Below are 13170 nucleotides of genomic sequence, written 5' to 3'. Positions count from 1 at the left end.
TTATTTACGTCCAATTTCACTGTTGCAATGTCTAAATTTTTATATGGAATTGATTTCGGCACAACCAATTCGGCTCTATCAATTTTTGATGAAGAGAAAAAGGAAATCATAAAAACAATTATTGTTCCTTCAATACTATATTTCCAAAGCGAGCAAAGCGCTACAGAACCACTAAAATATGTAGTTGGCGACCAGGCCATAGGTCAGTACATAAAGGATGGAATGAAAGGTAGATTCATGAAATCTATAAAACGTATTCTGCCGAGAAGCAGTTTTATAGAAACTAGAATTCATAACAAAAAGTTCAACGCCTCCGATCTTGTTACCCTGATATTAAGAGAGTTAAAGGAAAAAGCCGATGAGGTTATTGGTGATGACTGTAAAAAAGCTATTATCGGTCGCCCTGTCTTTTTCGACGATGAGAATACTGCAAAGGATGCGCTTGCACAAAAAAGACTAAACAAAGCAGCAGAAAACGCCGGTTTTGAAGAAGTAAGATTCCAGTTTGAACCTATAGGTGCCGCCTTTGCATATGAAAAAACAATATCCAAAAAGGAAAAAGTACTGGTAGCGGATTTGGGTGGTGGAACAACCGATTTTACTTTTCTGGAGCTTGACCCGGCGAAGGTTGGCAGCAAAGACAGAAGAAAGGACATAATTGCAACAGGAGGCATTTATATTGGGGGTGACAGCTTTGATTCGGCATTTATGTGGGACAAAGGAACACCTCATTTTGGAAAGCACACGCTATATGAAGCAGCACCAGGAAAAATGCTTACAGTACCAGTTTCCTTATTTGCTAATATATGTTCATGGGAGCAAATGAACTTTTTTAATGGGATAAAGATTAAAAATGATCTTCAAAACTATTATCATTACTCTAAGCAGGATAGAAAATTCAAAAACCTGATTACCCTTACCGATAATAATCTAGGATATTCTCTTTTTCAATCAGTTGAAAAAACAAAAGTGGAATTATCATCACTTCCTGTTTCGCAGTTTCAGTATTCGAAAATGGGTATTGAAATTAACGATGAAGTATCCATAGATCAATATAATGGCATCATTCAAAAGGACATTAAAAAGATAAGTGCCTACCTTGATGATTTTCTTTTAAATCATCAAATCACCGCAAATGAGATTGATAGCCTTTTCCTTACCGGAGGTACATCTATGGTTGCTGCAATCAAAGATCTCTTTAAAACAAAATTCCCGAATACGCCTATGCACTCGGGAGATAATTTTATTAGTGTAGCTAAAGGACTTGCCTATAGTGGATATCTATTTGAGGAATGATAAGTTAAACTTATCACTCCAAATTATGAACGTTGTCTTATCGCTTCGTACAGGATAATACCTGCAGAAACTGATACGTTTAATGAACTGATTTCGCCAAGCATTGGGATCTTAGCCAGGTGGTTGGCCATTCTCATAATTTCGTTCGAAATACCTTCATCCTCAGCTCCCATAACGATGGCTGTTGGGGCAGTGTAATCCGGAGCGTATATTAAATCGTTGGTCTTTTCTGTACAAGCAACAATTTGTAAGCCACATTCCTGTAAAAACAAGGCTGTTTTTTGAAGATTTGGATGTCTGCATACCGGTATACTAAATAAAGCTCCTGCCGAAGTTTTAATGGCATCAGCGTTGATCTGCGCAGAATTTTTAGTCGGCACAATTATAGCATGGACTCCTGCACAGGCAGCAGTTCTGGCTATGGCCCCCATATTTCTTACATCCGTAATTCCATCAAGAATCAACACCAAAGGTGTTTCCCCCTTTTCGTAAACTAATGGAATGATATCTTCAATTTTTTGAAAGGTAATGGATGAAATTACAGCAATTACACCCTGATGATTTTTTTGAGTCATCCGGTTCAACTTCTCTACCGGAACGTTATGTACCGGTGCATCAACCTCTTTTAACAGCTGTTTTAACTCTAATATAATCTCACCAGTTAAACTACGTTGTATGTAAATACTCTCTATATCTTTACCAGCCTTAATAGCCTCTATTACTGCACGTATACCAAATACGAACTCATTATTTTCTTTAGGTCTGGCAGACCTTCTTGAGTTTTCCATGTCCTTTAAATTGAAGCGCAAAAATAGCTCAAAAATTGCGATTAATTTAACCTAATTTTTAAGTGCGAGTGTTTTGCTTATCAACATCTTGCTGTTAGGAAATTGTTCGAATTCACGAAAGTCATGTTAAGACGAATGAATTTAAGTTGTGGGAATGTTCATAAAGATTTTAAGAAGAGACCTAATTTTTGTCTATTTTTGTATTCATGAGCAGCGATAACGGAACACAAGGACAAGACAAGGCAAATTTTACAGCGCGGAAAAATAGATTAAGCAATTCTATGACCACGATGGGAAAGATCCCGCCTCAGGCTATAGACCTTGAAGAAGCTGTTCTCGGTGCATTAATGCTCGAAAAAGATGCTCTATCCACTGTAATTGACATTCTAAAACCCGAAGTATTTTATCATGAAGGGCATAAAAAAATCTTTGAAGCGATTCAGGGACTTTTTCAGAAATCCAAACCAGTAGATATCTTAACCGTTACCTCTGAATTAAGAACGCTGGGACAATTAGAAATGATTGGTGGCGCTTATTATATTACTAACCTTACAAACAGGGTAGCTTCAGCAGCTAACATAGAATTCCATGCCCGTATCATTTCCCAAAAATATATTCAAAGGGAATTGATCAGGATCTCTTCTGAGATTATTCAGAATGCTTACGAAGACACTACGGATATATTTGATTTGCTGGATCACGCAGAAAAGAACTTATTTGATATTGCTCAGAACAACTTAAGAAGAGATACGCAAAAGATGGATGAGATTGTAAAACAATCTTTAGCGACCTTAGAAGCGCTTCGTGGTAAAAGTGATGGCTTAACTGGTGTTCCATCAGGTTTTACCGACCTTGATCGTATTACAGGTGGATGGCAGCCTTCAGATTTAGTAATTATTGCGGCTCGTCCGGCGATGGGTAAAACCGCATTCGTTCTAACTTGTGCACGTAATGCAGCTGTAGAATTTAAAAGACCTGTTGTAGTATTCTCATTAGAGATGTCGTCGGTTCAATTGGTAAATCGTTTGATTTCAGGAGAAACCGAGATTGAGCAGGAAAAAATCAGAAAAGGAAATCTGGCAGAATGGGAATGGCAACAGCTACATAGTAAAATAGGAACCTTAACAGAGGCTCCACTATTAATAGATGATACCCCCGCCCTTAACATCTTCGAATTCAGAGCAAAATGCAGGAGGCTTAAATCTCAATATGACTTGCAGCTAATCATCATCGATTATTTGCAGTTGATGCACGGTAAGGGAGAAGGACAAAGCGGCGGTGGTAACAGAGAGCAGGAAATTGGTAGTATATCAAGAGCACTTAAATCTGTTGCTAAAGAACTAAACGTACCTGTACTTGCGCTATCACAGTTAAGTCGTGCGGTAGAGAGCAGACCTGGTGTGAACGGAAAACGACCAATGCTATCAGATTTACGTGAATCTGGATCTATTGAGCAGGATGCGGATATGGTACTATTCTTATACAGACCAGAATATTATGGTATTACCGAAGATGAGCAAGGACGTTCGCAAGCTGGTATTGGTGAGGTAATTATTGCAAAACACCGTAACGGTGAAACCGGAATTGTACCGCTACGCTTTATTGGTAAGTACGTGAAGTTTGCGGATTTGGAAGAGAGCTTCTCTGCACCTACCTCATTCTCTATGGAAAGTCCTGGTGCAGGTATGCATCCTTCACAAGATTTTGACAGACCTGCCGGAAATGTAATCATTAAACCATCGCGCATGGATGACATGCATGATGAAGATGCTCCGTTCTAATCAGGCAATTCTTTTAGGGTTATAAAAAGTAACCTAACAATATACCTCCCAGAACAATAAAAGGCGGGCTTATTTTAGTGAAATTCAGAATAAGAAATGTCATTATCAAGACCGTTATGGCTGTAAAATCCATACCTATTGGCTTTACAAGTAGAATAAATGCAGCAATAATAAAACCCACACTCACGGCATTTATCCCTGATAATGAATATTTAATACGTGCTATCTTTTTAAGATCTTCCCAAAAGGGAACAATAAATAATACCAAAATCAATCCAGGCAGATTGATTCCTAAAACGGCTACTATTCCTCCAGTTATCTGACCAGTTACTCCATATCCAAAGTTCCTCATACTTAGTGCACCAACATAGCTGGTAAATGAGAACGTTGGCCCCGGTAAAGCTTGCTGCAATGCAAAACCAGACAGAAAGCCCGACGAATGCAGGTAATGCTTCATTTGCACAAATTCAGTAAACATAAGCGGAACAAGTACTTGCCCTCCGCCAAAAATAAAAATACCATTACGGTAAAAATTCTCGAACAACCTGATAGGCAAACTAAAAGGCGAAGTACGGTTAATAATGGCTCCCAATAAGGCCAGAAACAATAGCACACCTACAAAATAGATCAGTTTTTTAGGATTTATATTTGAGAATAACTTTACCCGGATCTCACTTTCCTCTTTTGGAGCATCTAAAGCAGAAGAAATCATACCTCCTATTAAAATGGCAATAGGAAATACGTAGGCATTTCTCAATACGAGAGTAGAAATTATAGCTGAAATGGCAAGAAATACAGACAATTGTGAAACGAGCACCCTTCTTGAAAGGTTGTAAGCCCCAAAAGCAACAATACCCAAGGCTATCGGTTGTATATATTCCAATATCTCTACAAACTTTTCTTTGTGGTCAACCTTTGCATAGCTGATAGCGGCAAAAGTCATGATAGCAGCAGAGGGAAAAATCCAGATTATAAAAGTGATTAAAGAAAGCTTTAACCCTCCTACTTTATAAGCAATACCAACCAGTGTTTGAGTAGATGCCGGGCCAGGCAATACCTGTGCTAACGCATTCAGTTCCAACAATTCTTCTTCTGTGATGTATTTGGCATCCTTTACAAAATACTTAAGCAATAAGGCCAAATGCGCTTGCGCACCCCCAAAAGCAGTAAACGTGAACAGTATCACATTTCTGATAAATAAAAGTTGCTTCTTACTGCTCAATCTTTTAGTGATTAATCATCTTCATAATCTAAACCCGCTGCAGAATTATACGCGCCTTGTAACTCAGAAAAAGCATGCATATCTCTTTTATTTTTGGCAGCAAGCATCCCTTTTTGGAATATTTTTATCCCCTCTTCAGTTTTCCCTGTTTTTTCATACAACTTTCCGAGATGATAATAAGTTCCAACATAATCAGGGTGCTCAGCTACAAGCTTCAAATAGTATTCAAATGCTTTTTCAGGGTCATTTGCTGAATTATATTCTGTTGCAAGGGCATACAAAACGAAAGGATCATTAGGTTCGCTCTCTAAAAAGTTTAATAGTTTGGTTAATCGGGTACTTTGCATTTTTAATCCCTGCTTTTTTAATTAGATTTGCAAAAAGACAATTTTAGCTAAAACAGCTTCATTACCTTTAAAACAAATTTATACATATGAAAATATTAGTTTGTATCAGTAATGTGCCCGACACAACAACAAAAATAACTTTTACTAACGATAATACACAATTCAATACCTCAGGTGTACAATTTATTGTTAACCCTTATGATGAGATTGCCTTATCAAGAGCTATTGAGCTTTGTGAGGGTGGTAAAGGAACGGTAACCGTAATAAATGTTGGAGAAAGCCAGACAGAACCAACCATAAGAAAAGCACTTGCTATTGGTGCTGACGACGCCGTTAGAATTAATGCGATTCCAAGAGACGCGTATTTTACAGCTTATCAGATAGCAGAATACGCTAAAACTACTGAATTTGACATGATCCTTTGCGGTCGCGAATCTATAGACTATAATGGGTCTCAGGTTGCTGCAATGATTGGCGAATTCCTTGACATCCCGTCTATTTCTATCATTAAAAAATTAGATTATGATGGAACAACTGCAACAATTGATCGCGAAATTGAAGGTGGTAAAGAAGTTGTTTCTGTAACTGGCAAGTTTATTGCAAGTTGTGCAGAGGGGACTGCTGAGCCTAAAATACCTAACATGAGAGGCATTATGTCGGCAAGAACTAAACCTCTTGTAGTGGTTGAAGCTAAGGAAATTGAACAGGTTGCTAAAGTTCAGCAATTTGAAACTCCTCCTCCACGTGGTGCAGTTAAGCTGGTTCCTGCAGAAGAGACCGCTAAATTAATTGACTTATTACATCAGGAGGCTAAAGTTATCTAACTGAAGTTCTATTTCAGAGTTTAAAAATTATTTAATAAAGATCGTATGTCAGTTTTAGTATATGTAGAACAAGTAGATGGCAAATTTAAGAAATCTGTTTTCGAGGCAGTATCTTATGCAAAAGCCATTGCAGATAAACAAGGTGGTGGTTTAACCGCTATATCTATTGGTAATGTTGATGAAAGTGAACTTAAAGCATTAGGTAAATACGGAGCTTCTAAAGTTTTAAATGTTTCTAATGATCAGCTTAAGAATTTCGTAAATCAGGCATATGCCTCAATTATTGCTGAAGCAGCAAAAAAAGAAAGTGCAGACGTAGTTGTCTTATCAAACTCTTTTTCAGGAAAAGGCTTAGCTCCTCGTGTGGCTGTTAAACTTAAAGCCGGATTGGTAGATGGGGCTGTAGAATTGCCTCAATTGGATGGCGGCAAGTTTCTTGTAAAAAAAACTGCCTTCTCGGGTAAAGCTTTTGCAATTACAGAATTAACGTCAACAGTTAAAATTTTAGCTTTAAATCCAAATGCGTTTGGTGTTAAAGAATCAGCAGTTGATGCAACTGTTGAGGCATTTAGTCCGGAAATTAAAGCAACTGATCTTACTGCTATCGTTAAAGAAATAGTAAGAGCAACCAATAAGGTTTCCTTACCTGATGCAGAACTTGTTGTATCAGCAGGAAGAGGATTAAAAGGTCCTGAAAACTGGGGAATGATTGAAGAACTGGCTGACCTTCTTGGTGCAGCAACTGCTTGTTCTAAACCAGTTTCTGATGCTGACTGGAGACCACACTCGGAACACGTTGGTCAGACAGGTATCGCCATAAGTCCAAACTTATATATTGCAATAGGTATTTCAGGTGCAATACAGCATTTAGCTGGTGTTAGTTCATCTAAAGTTATTGTTGTAATCAACAAAGATCCCGAGGCGCCCTTCTTTAAAGTTGCCGATTATGGAATTGTTGGTGACGCATTTGAAGTTGTTCCAAAATTAATAGAAGCATTAAAAGCACATAAAGGTTAACTAAATATCCGGCAAATGCAGATTGTCTTTGCCGGATATTATTTAATATGAAAAAAGTAAAACTCGATATTGTTGGTTTATCCTATAGCCAAACTCAATCAGGAGCTTATGCTCTGGTTCTTGGCGAAGTAAACGGAAGAAGACGTTTGCCTATAATTATTGGTGCATTTGAAGCACAGGCTATTGCAATCGAAATTGAAAAAATGACGCCAAGCAGGCCACTAACTCATGATCTGTTCAAAACATTTGCCCAGACTTATAACATTGAAATACAGGAAGTTTTGATTTATAACTTGGTAGAAGGTGTCTTTTTTGCAAAACTGATCTGTACCGATGGTGAAACCACTCATGAAATAGATGCCCGCACATCAGACGCTATAGCTTTGGCTGTTCGTTTTAATGCCGCTATCTATACCTATGAATTCATTTTATCTTCAGCAGGAATTGTAATTGAGGGAAATGATTTCCTATTTCTTGAAAACATAGACAGCATTCCTAAAGAACAGGGTTCAGAAGACATCAGCACTTCAATTCCAGGCAGTAATTACAAAGCCTTAAGCTTGGAAGAACTGCAGCAAAAACTTCAAGATGCGATTACTGAAGAAGCCTATGAGAAGGCTGCAAGAATTCGTGATGAAATAAATAAAAGAAATTCAGCTTAACAATTTTAAAATAGTTATATATTCAGCCATTACTTTAAAAAACCAACTAAACTATTATTTATGAATGTTAAGTTTCGCTTAACTCTAATGAATTTTTTACAATTCTTTATATGGGGTTCCTGGCTCATTACTATTGGAGTTTATTGGTTTCAAAATAAAAGATGGTCCGGTTCAGAGTTTGGAGCAATCTTCTCGACCATGGGTATTTCTGCTATTTTTATGCCCGCTCTTATGGGTATTATTTCCGATCGTTTTATTAACGCAGAGAAACTATATGGAATTTTACACATCCTTGGAGCAGTTAGTCTTTTCTCTTTGCCTCTTGTAGATAATCCTACCACCTTTTTCTGGGTTATACTCGTAAACATGTTCTTTTACATGCCAACGCTATCTCTTTCTATTACAGTTGCTTATTCAGCATTAAAAAGTGCTCAGAAAGATGTTGTAAGAGATTATCCGCCAATCAGGATTTGGGGGACTATCGGATTTATTGCAGCTTTATGGGTAGTAAGTCTTTCAGGAAACGAGGCATCCTCTAATCAATTTTATATTGCTTCTGCTGTTTCACTGGCTTTAGGTATTTACGCCTTTACACTACCTAAGTGCCCCCCTCTTGCCAACAGAATTGATTCGAAATCATTTGTTGATGCACTCGGCTTAAGGGCATTTACTTTATTTAAGCAAAAGAAATTTGCTGTATTTTTCTTTTTCTCTATGTTTTTAGGGGCCGCCCTACAACTTACCAATGCTTACGGCGATACCTATTTGCACGACTTTAAAAATATCCCGGAATACGAAAACCTACTTGCGGTAAAGTACCCGGCAATCATAATGTCTATTTCTCAGATATCTGAGACCCTTTTTATTCTTGCAATACCTTTTTTCTTAAGGAAATTTGGAATTAAGTATGTGATGCTGTTAAGTATGCTAGCCTGGGTGTTAAGATTTGGTCTTTTCGCTTTTGCTGATCCGGCAGGAGGTTTATGGATGATCATCCTATCTTGTATTGTTTACGGTATGGCTTTCGACTTTTTCAATATCTCTGGATCTTTATTTATGGAAACTCAAATTGACGCCACAATAAGAGGTAGTGCACAAGGCTTATTCATGATGATGGTAAACGGTTTTGGAGCACTTTTTGGAAGTTTTACAAGCGGGTTAATTATTGATAAGTTTTTTACTTATGCCGACCATAGCAAGGATTGGCAAGGAATCTGGATTACTTTTGCATCCTATGCACTAGTGCTTGCAGTTATTTTTCCGTTTATTTTCAAGTATAAACATAACCGTGCAGAGGAATCGGCTATAAAAGCAATGAGCCATTAAACTAATTATTTTAGGATTTTTTAGTAACCGTTTTTAATAGATTTATGTCAACTGGGAAATATAGAAAAGAACATAATTGCCTGAATTGCGGGCAAAATGTAGAAAAACATTATTGCAGTAATTGCGGACAGGCTAATCTGGAGCTTAAAGAAAATTTCTGGCAGTTCATAAGTCACAGTATTGCCCATTATTTCCACTTCGACAATAAGTTTTTTCAAACATTATCGCCCTTACTTACAAAACCGGGAGAAGTTACACTGGATTATTTAGCTGGTAAAAGAGCCAGATACATCAATCCAATTAGCATGTATATCTTTGTTTCTATTGTTTATTTCATTGTAGTTCCAAATAAATTGGAGCACAAAACCGAAGCAGTAGAATTTCATTCTTCTGCAAGTAAGGATTCAGCAAAATCAAAAACAGAAGCGCTAAAAGAAACTTTAAAGGACGAAGATATTGACGATGATTCTTTTATTGGAAAATCGGCAAGCTACTTGCAAAGAAAACTTGACTTAGTCGAATTCAAATCACTTAGTTTCGCAGATCAACAAAAGAAAATTAAAGAACTTAAATATACAATAGATAGTTTAAAGACCAATGAATACGATGATGTGTTAAGGTCCTATGAGAAATCACATATTATTAAACAAGACAGTACTTATAGTTCATACTTGCTGAGGCAGCAAAAACTAAATGAAGCAGATCGTGATTCCTGGATTGATAGAATTTTTAAGAAACGTGAAATTGCTATAAACCAAAAATCAGCATCTGGAAACTGGTCCGTAAAAGAAGAACTTGAACATTATAGGCCAAAACAATACTTCTTATTAATGCCTTTACTGGCTTTATTTATCATGTGGAATTTCAGAAGAAACCACATCTATTATTTAGATCACCTTATATTTACTATACACGGAACAACAGCTTTTTTTATTACTCAAATAGTTACAGTTCCTTTGAGGAGAGATTTATTTGGTATGGAATCCTCCATAAGTGATCTCATTAAGTGGGCAGTAATTATTGGGATTATCTGGTATCTCTATAAAGCGCTAGCTGTATTCTACCAGCGCTCCAGAAAAGTGACCATTAAGAAAATGATAACACTCTGCTTCTTGTATATGATGGCAGCTTTCATTTCTGAATGGATAATTGAGCGATTCATATATTACTTTGTATAATAAATAAAAAAACCTTAGCTAAGCAGCTAAGGTTTTTTTATTTAAGATATATGTTAAATCTATTTTCTCTTTTCTATACCAATAAATTCTCTATTTGTATGACCTACATATATTTGACGTGGACGACCTATAGGCTCTTTGTTTTCGTGCATTTCTTTCCATTGAGCAATCCACCCTGGTAAACGACCCAAAGCAAAAAGAACTGTAAACATATCTGTTGGGAAACCAAGTGCTCTGTAAATTATACCCGAATAGAAATCGACATTAGGATAAAGCTTACGCTCAACAAAGTATGGATCACTTAATGCTGCCTCTTCCAGTTTCTTAGCAATTTCTAAAACAGGATCATCAATACCCAATTTCTCTAAAATATCATCACATGCCTTTTTAATGATTTTAGCTCTTGGATCAAAGTTTTTGTAAACTCTATGACCAAAGCCCATCATACGGAAGGAATCATTCTTATCTTTTGCTTTGTTGATCCATTTTTCGGTATCTCCACCATCCTCTTTAATAAGCTCTAACATCTCAATTACAGCTTGGTTAGCTCCACCATGTAATGGTCCCCATAGGGCATCAATACCTGCAGACACCGAAGCGTATAAGTTACAATCAGAAGACCCCACCATTCTTACAGTGGATGCAGAGCAGTTTTGCTCATGATCAGCATGGAGAATAAGCAATGTGTTCATTGCGCTAACTACTACCGGATCTATTTCTATTTCTTCGGTACGTTGCCCAAAGATCATATTTAGGAAATTACTAACGTAATCGAACTTATTTTTAGGATAAATAAGTGGGTGACCTAATGATTTTTTATAAATGAAAGATACAATTGTAGGGAATTTAGCCAACAACTTGATCATTGTTAAATCCATCGTTTCTGCTGATGAATTTGCATTTAATGATTCAGGATAAAACGTTGACAATGAACAAACCAATGAAGACAATTGCGCCATTGGATGAGATTTTGAAGGATATCCATCAAGGAACTTCTTCATGTCCTCATGAATTAGCGTATGTCTGCTAATTTGAGCTTGAAAATCGTTCAGTTCAGTTTGTTTAGGTAAATCTCCATATATAAGTAAATATGCTACCTCAAGAAATGTTGATTTTTCCGCTAATTCTTCAATTGGATAACCACGATATTTTAGAACTCCCTTTTCACCGTCAAGAAAAGTAATGGCACTTTTTGTTGACCCAGTGTTTTTATAGCCAAAATCTAAAGTAATGTGACCTGTTAAGTCTCTAAGTTTGGAAATATCTATGGCCTTCTCTCCTTCGGAACCTGTTATAACCGGGAATTCGTATACCTTCCCATCAATCTTAATTTCTGCAATATCTGACATATATATCTTAAATTTATAATAAACAAAACTAACTAATCCTTTTCTATTAGCATTAAATCAACTATAACAAAGCTGTTAAATAATTATTAAATGTGGGTCAAAATCAAGTAAGATTAATAACTACTTACTAGGTTTGATCTCTTCCAAAACTGCGCCGCAATCCATCATTTCATCTCCATAATAAGGATTCTGAATCTGTTTTTCGGAAGCCAGCCAATCTCCTCCTTCTCCCTTATTGGCCATAGGGCAATGTTGAACATAAATAGAGCCTTTTTTCAAATCAGCGTGTTTAAACATCGCAATTACATCTGAACTCAAATAAGTAAATTCTTTTCTTTGTAAGGCTATATCTTTGGCCGAAGCTATTTTTTCTGCAATTATAGCCGTATTCTCACAACCTGGAAAATTAGTAAGGCTGGTTTTTAACTGGGCTGCTGCTTTTTGGGCATCTTCAAACTTTGATTCTACTAAAGCATCTTTTAAATAGATATAACCGTCATAAATATTTTGAACTTTACTATCGGTTAATTCAACAACAGTAGCTGCTACCTTACTTTCAGATATACTATCTGTTGAAGCCTGCGTATTTTTTTTATCTGTGTTTGTACAAGACAGAGCCATTAAAAGCACTCCGGCCGCAAGATATTTTTTCATACTTTATCTATATTTTTATAAATCTATGAATCTATATGTAGATCTAAAACAGCAAATCATGCTGATATAGATCTAAAACAGCTCCATTACATTGTTTTTTTGGTTAAAATACCTATTTTATATTTAAATAACTAAAAAAGCCCCTGAAAAAATCAGGGGCTTTAAATAAAATATTCAATTTCAACATTATAACTTGAATCCGTAGGCTACACGTAACGCTACTTGTCCTATATTTCCTCCTCCTTTTGAAAGGCCTTCATATTTCACTCCTAAGTCCAAACCATTACTCCATGAATAACCTAGTGCAGGTGAATAAAGAAATGAGGTTCCTGAGCCATTAGTAACGCCAAAAGCAGCTCCCAGCTCACCTAAACCATAAAGACCTGATCCGGTTTCATCAAAGAATATTTTTACACCAGCTTTTAGTGGAATATAGCCAAAATCAGGTCCGTCAACTCCTGCCACCTCTTTTCCAAGAAAATGAGTATAACCGGTAGTTACCGGAATAGATATTTGTTTCGACACATCAAATTGAAGTCTGGCATCTGCACCAATTGCAAAACTAAAACCATCGTTTGTTGGAACCCCCAGGTTCACTCCAATACCAAGTTTTTGGGCACTGGCATTAGTGGTAAAAAATAACGCCACTGCAGCTACTGCAGTCGCAAAGAATTTTGTAGAATTTTTCATTTGATCGTTTATTTAAATTTAATGCATAGTTTTTTG

General features: G+C 36.6%; 13 protein-coding genes. 7 read left to right on the top strand and 6 right to left on the bottom strand.

Annotated elements, in window-relative coordinates:
• Positions 1–27 precede the first annotated feature (27 nt).
• Positions 28–1296 (top strand): Hsp70 family protein, encoded by a 1269-nt coding sequence (locus AC6CH7_RS09135; protein WP_498262397.1) that lies wholly within the window; start codon positions 28–30, stop codon positions 1294–1296.
• 23 nt (positions 1297–1319) lie between these two features.
• On the opposite strand, the gene rlmB is transcribed toward AC6CH7_RS09135, so the two are convergent.
• Positions 1320–2084 carry a 23S rRNA (guanosine(2251)-2'-O)-methyltransferase RlmB gene (gene rlmB, locus AC6CH7_RS09130; protein WP_172663181.1) on the bottom strand — a complete coding sequence of 255 codons (765 nt, stop codon included), beginning with the start codon at positions 2082–2084 and terminating at the stop codon, positions 1320–1322.
• 206 nt (positions 2085–2290) lie between these two features.
• Between rlmB and dnaB the strand changes: the two genes are divergently transcribed.
• Positions 2291–3865, top strand: coding sequence for a replicative DNA helicase (gene dnaB / locus AC6CH7_RS09125; protein WP_068889365.1), 1575 nt, complete (start codon positions 2291–2293; stop codon positions 3863–3865).
• Positions 3866–3884: 19 nt separating this feature from the next.
• On the opposite strand, the gene chrA is transcribed toward dnaB, so the two are convergent.
• Both chrA and AC6CH7_RS09115 read right to left on the bottom strand, forming a co-directional pair.
• The gene (gene chrA / locus AC6CH7_RS09120; protein ID WP_498262396.1) at positions 3885–5087 is read right to left on the bottom strand and encodes a chromate efflux transporter; all 1203 of its coding nucleotides are present in this window, start codon (positions 5085–5087) and stop codon (positions 3885–3887) included.
• An 11-nt stretch (positions 5088–5098) separates the two neighbouring features.
• On the bottom strand, positions 5099–5434 hold the full coding sequence (locus tag AC6CH7_RS09115; RefSeq protein WP_498262395.1) for a tetratricopeptide repeat protein: 336 nt from the start codon (positions 5432–5434) through the stop codon (positions 5099–5101).
• 86 nt (positions 5435–5520) lie between these two features.
• On the opposite strand from AC6CH7_RS09115, the gene AC6CH7_RS09110 reads away from it, so the two are divergent.
• From AC6CH7_RS09110 to AC6CH7_RS09090, 5 genes are read left to right on the top strand one after another with little or no spacing between them, the layout of a single operon-like run.
• The gene (locus AC6CH7_RS09110; RefSeq protein WP_498262394.1) at positions 5521–6258 is read left to right on the top strand and encodes an electron transfer flavoprotein subunit beta/FixA family protein; all 738 of its coding nucleotides are present in this window, start codon (positions 5521–5523) and stop codon (positions 6256–6258) included.
• Positions 6259–6303: 45 nt separating this feature from the next.
• On the top strand, positions 6304–7275 hold the full coding sequence (locus AC6CH7_RS09105) for an electron transfer flavoprotein subunit alpha/FixB family protein (protein WP_498262393.1): 972 nt from the start codon (positions 6304–6306) through the stop codon (positions 7273–7275).
• Positions 7276–7322: 47 nt separating this feature from the next.
• Positions 7323–7937, top strand: coding sequence for a bifunctional nuclease family protein (locus AC6CH7_RS09100; protein WP_498262392.1), 615 nt, complete (start codon positions 7323–7325; stop codon positions 7935–7937).
• A 60-nt stretch (positions 7938–7997) separates the two neighbouring features.
• Complete coding sequence (locus AC6CH7_RS09095) at positions 7998–9263, top strand: nucleoside permease (protein ID WP_498262391.1); 1266 nt, start codon at positions 7998–8000, stop codon at positions 9261–9263.
• A 44-nt stretch (positions 9264–9307) separates the two neighbouring features.
• Positions 9308–10441: a DUF3667 domain-containing protein gene (locus AC6CH7_RS09090; RefSeq protein WP_498262390.1), complete on the top strand. Its 1134-nt coding sequence runs from the start codon at positions 9308–9310 to the stop codon at positions 10439–10441.
• Between the two features lie 59 nt (positions 10442–10500).
• Here AC6CH7_RS09090 and AC6CH7_RS09085 read toward each other — a convergent pair whose 3' ends face one another.
• From AC6CH7_RS09085 to AC6CH7_RS09075, 3 genes are all read right to left on the bottom strand, one after another.
• On the bottom strand, positions 10501–11790 hold the full coding sequence (locus AC6CH7_RS09085; RefSeq protein WP_498262389.1) for a citrate synthase: 1290 nt from the start codon (positions 11788–11790) through the stop codon (positions 10501–10503).
• A gap of 120 nt (positions 11791–11910) precedes the next feature.
• Entirely contained in the window at positions 11911–12444 is a 534-nt protein-coding gene (locus tag AC6CH7_RS09080) for a DUF3347 domain-containing protein (protein ID WP_498262388.1), read from the bottom strand.
• A 186-nt stretch (positions 12445–12630) separates the two neighbouring features.
• Complete coding sequence (locus tag AC6CH7_RS09075; protein ID WP_498262387.1) at positions 12631–13134, bottom strand: hypothetical protein; 504 nt, start codon at positions 13132–13134, stop codon at positions 12631–12633.
• Between the last annotated feature and the right edge of the window lie 36 nt (positions 13135–13170).

The sequence above is a fragment of the Pedobacter sp. GQ55 genome (genome assembly GCF_059758925.1).
Note: the sequence above shows the minus strand (reverse complement) of the source record. Positions and strands in the feature narration are given on the sequence as shown.

Bases quoted from the DNA above. Each gene is read 5' to 3' on its own strand.
- AC6CH7_RS09135 (WP_498262397.1), top strand. From the start codon at position 28: ATGTCTAAATTTTTATATGGAATTGATTTCGGCACAACCAATTCGGCT.
- rlmB (WP_172663181.1), bottom strand. From the start codon at position 2,084: ATGGAAAACTCAAGAAGGTCTGCCAGACCTAAAGAAAATAATGAGTTC.
- dnaB (WP_068889365.1), top strand. From the start codon at position 2,291: ATGAGCAGCGATAACGGAACACAAGGACAAGACAAGGCAAATTTTACA.
- AC6CH7_RS09115 (WP_498262395.1), bottom strand. From the start codon at position 5,434: ATGCAAAGTACCCGATTAACCAAACTATTAAACTTTTTAGAGAGCGAA.
- AC6CH7_RS09110 (WP_498262394.1), top strand. From the start codon at position 5,521: ATGAAAATATTAGTTTGTATCAGTAATGTGCCCGACACAACAACAAAA.
- AC6CH7_RS09105 (WP_498262393.1), top strand. From the start codon at position 6,304: ATGTCAGTTTTAGTATATGTAGAACAAGTAGATGGCAAATTTAAGAAA.
- AC6CH7_RS09100 (WP_498262392.1), top strand. From the start codon at position 7,323: ATGAAAAAAGTAAAACTCGATATTGTTGGTTTATCCTATAGCCAAACT.
- AC6CH7_RS09095 (WP_498262391.1), top strand. From the start codon at position 7,998: ATGAATGTTAAGTTTCGCTTAACTCTAATGAATTTTTTACAATTCTTT.
- AC6CH7_RS09090 (WP_498262390.1), top strand. From the start codon at position 9,308: ATGTCAACTGGGAAATATAGAAAAGAACATAATTGCCTGAATTGCGGG.
- AC6CH7_RS09085 (WP_498262389.1), bottom strand. From the start codon at position 11,790: ATGTCAGATATTGCAGAAATTAAGATTGATGGGAAGGTATACGAATTC.
- AC6CH7_RS09080 (WP_498262388.1), bottom strand. From the start codon at position 12,444: ATGAAAAAATATCTTGCGGCCGGAGTGCTTTTAATGGCTCTGTCTTGT.
- AC6CH7_RS09075 (WP_498262387.1), bottom strand. From the start codon at position 13,134: ATGAAAAATTCTACAAAATTCTTTGCGACTGCAGTAGCTGCAGTGGCG.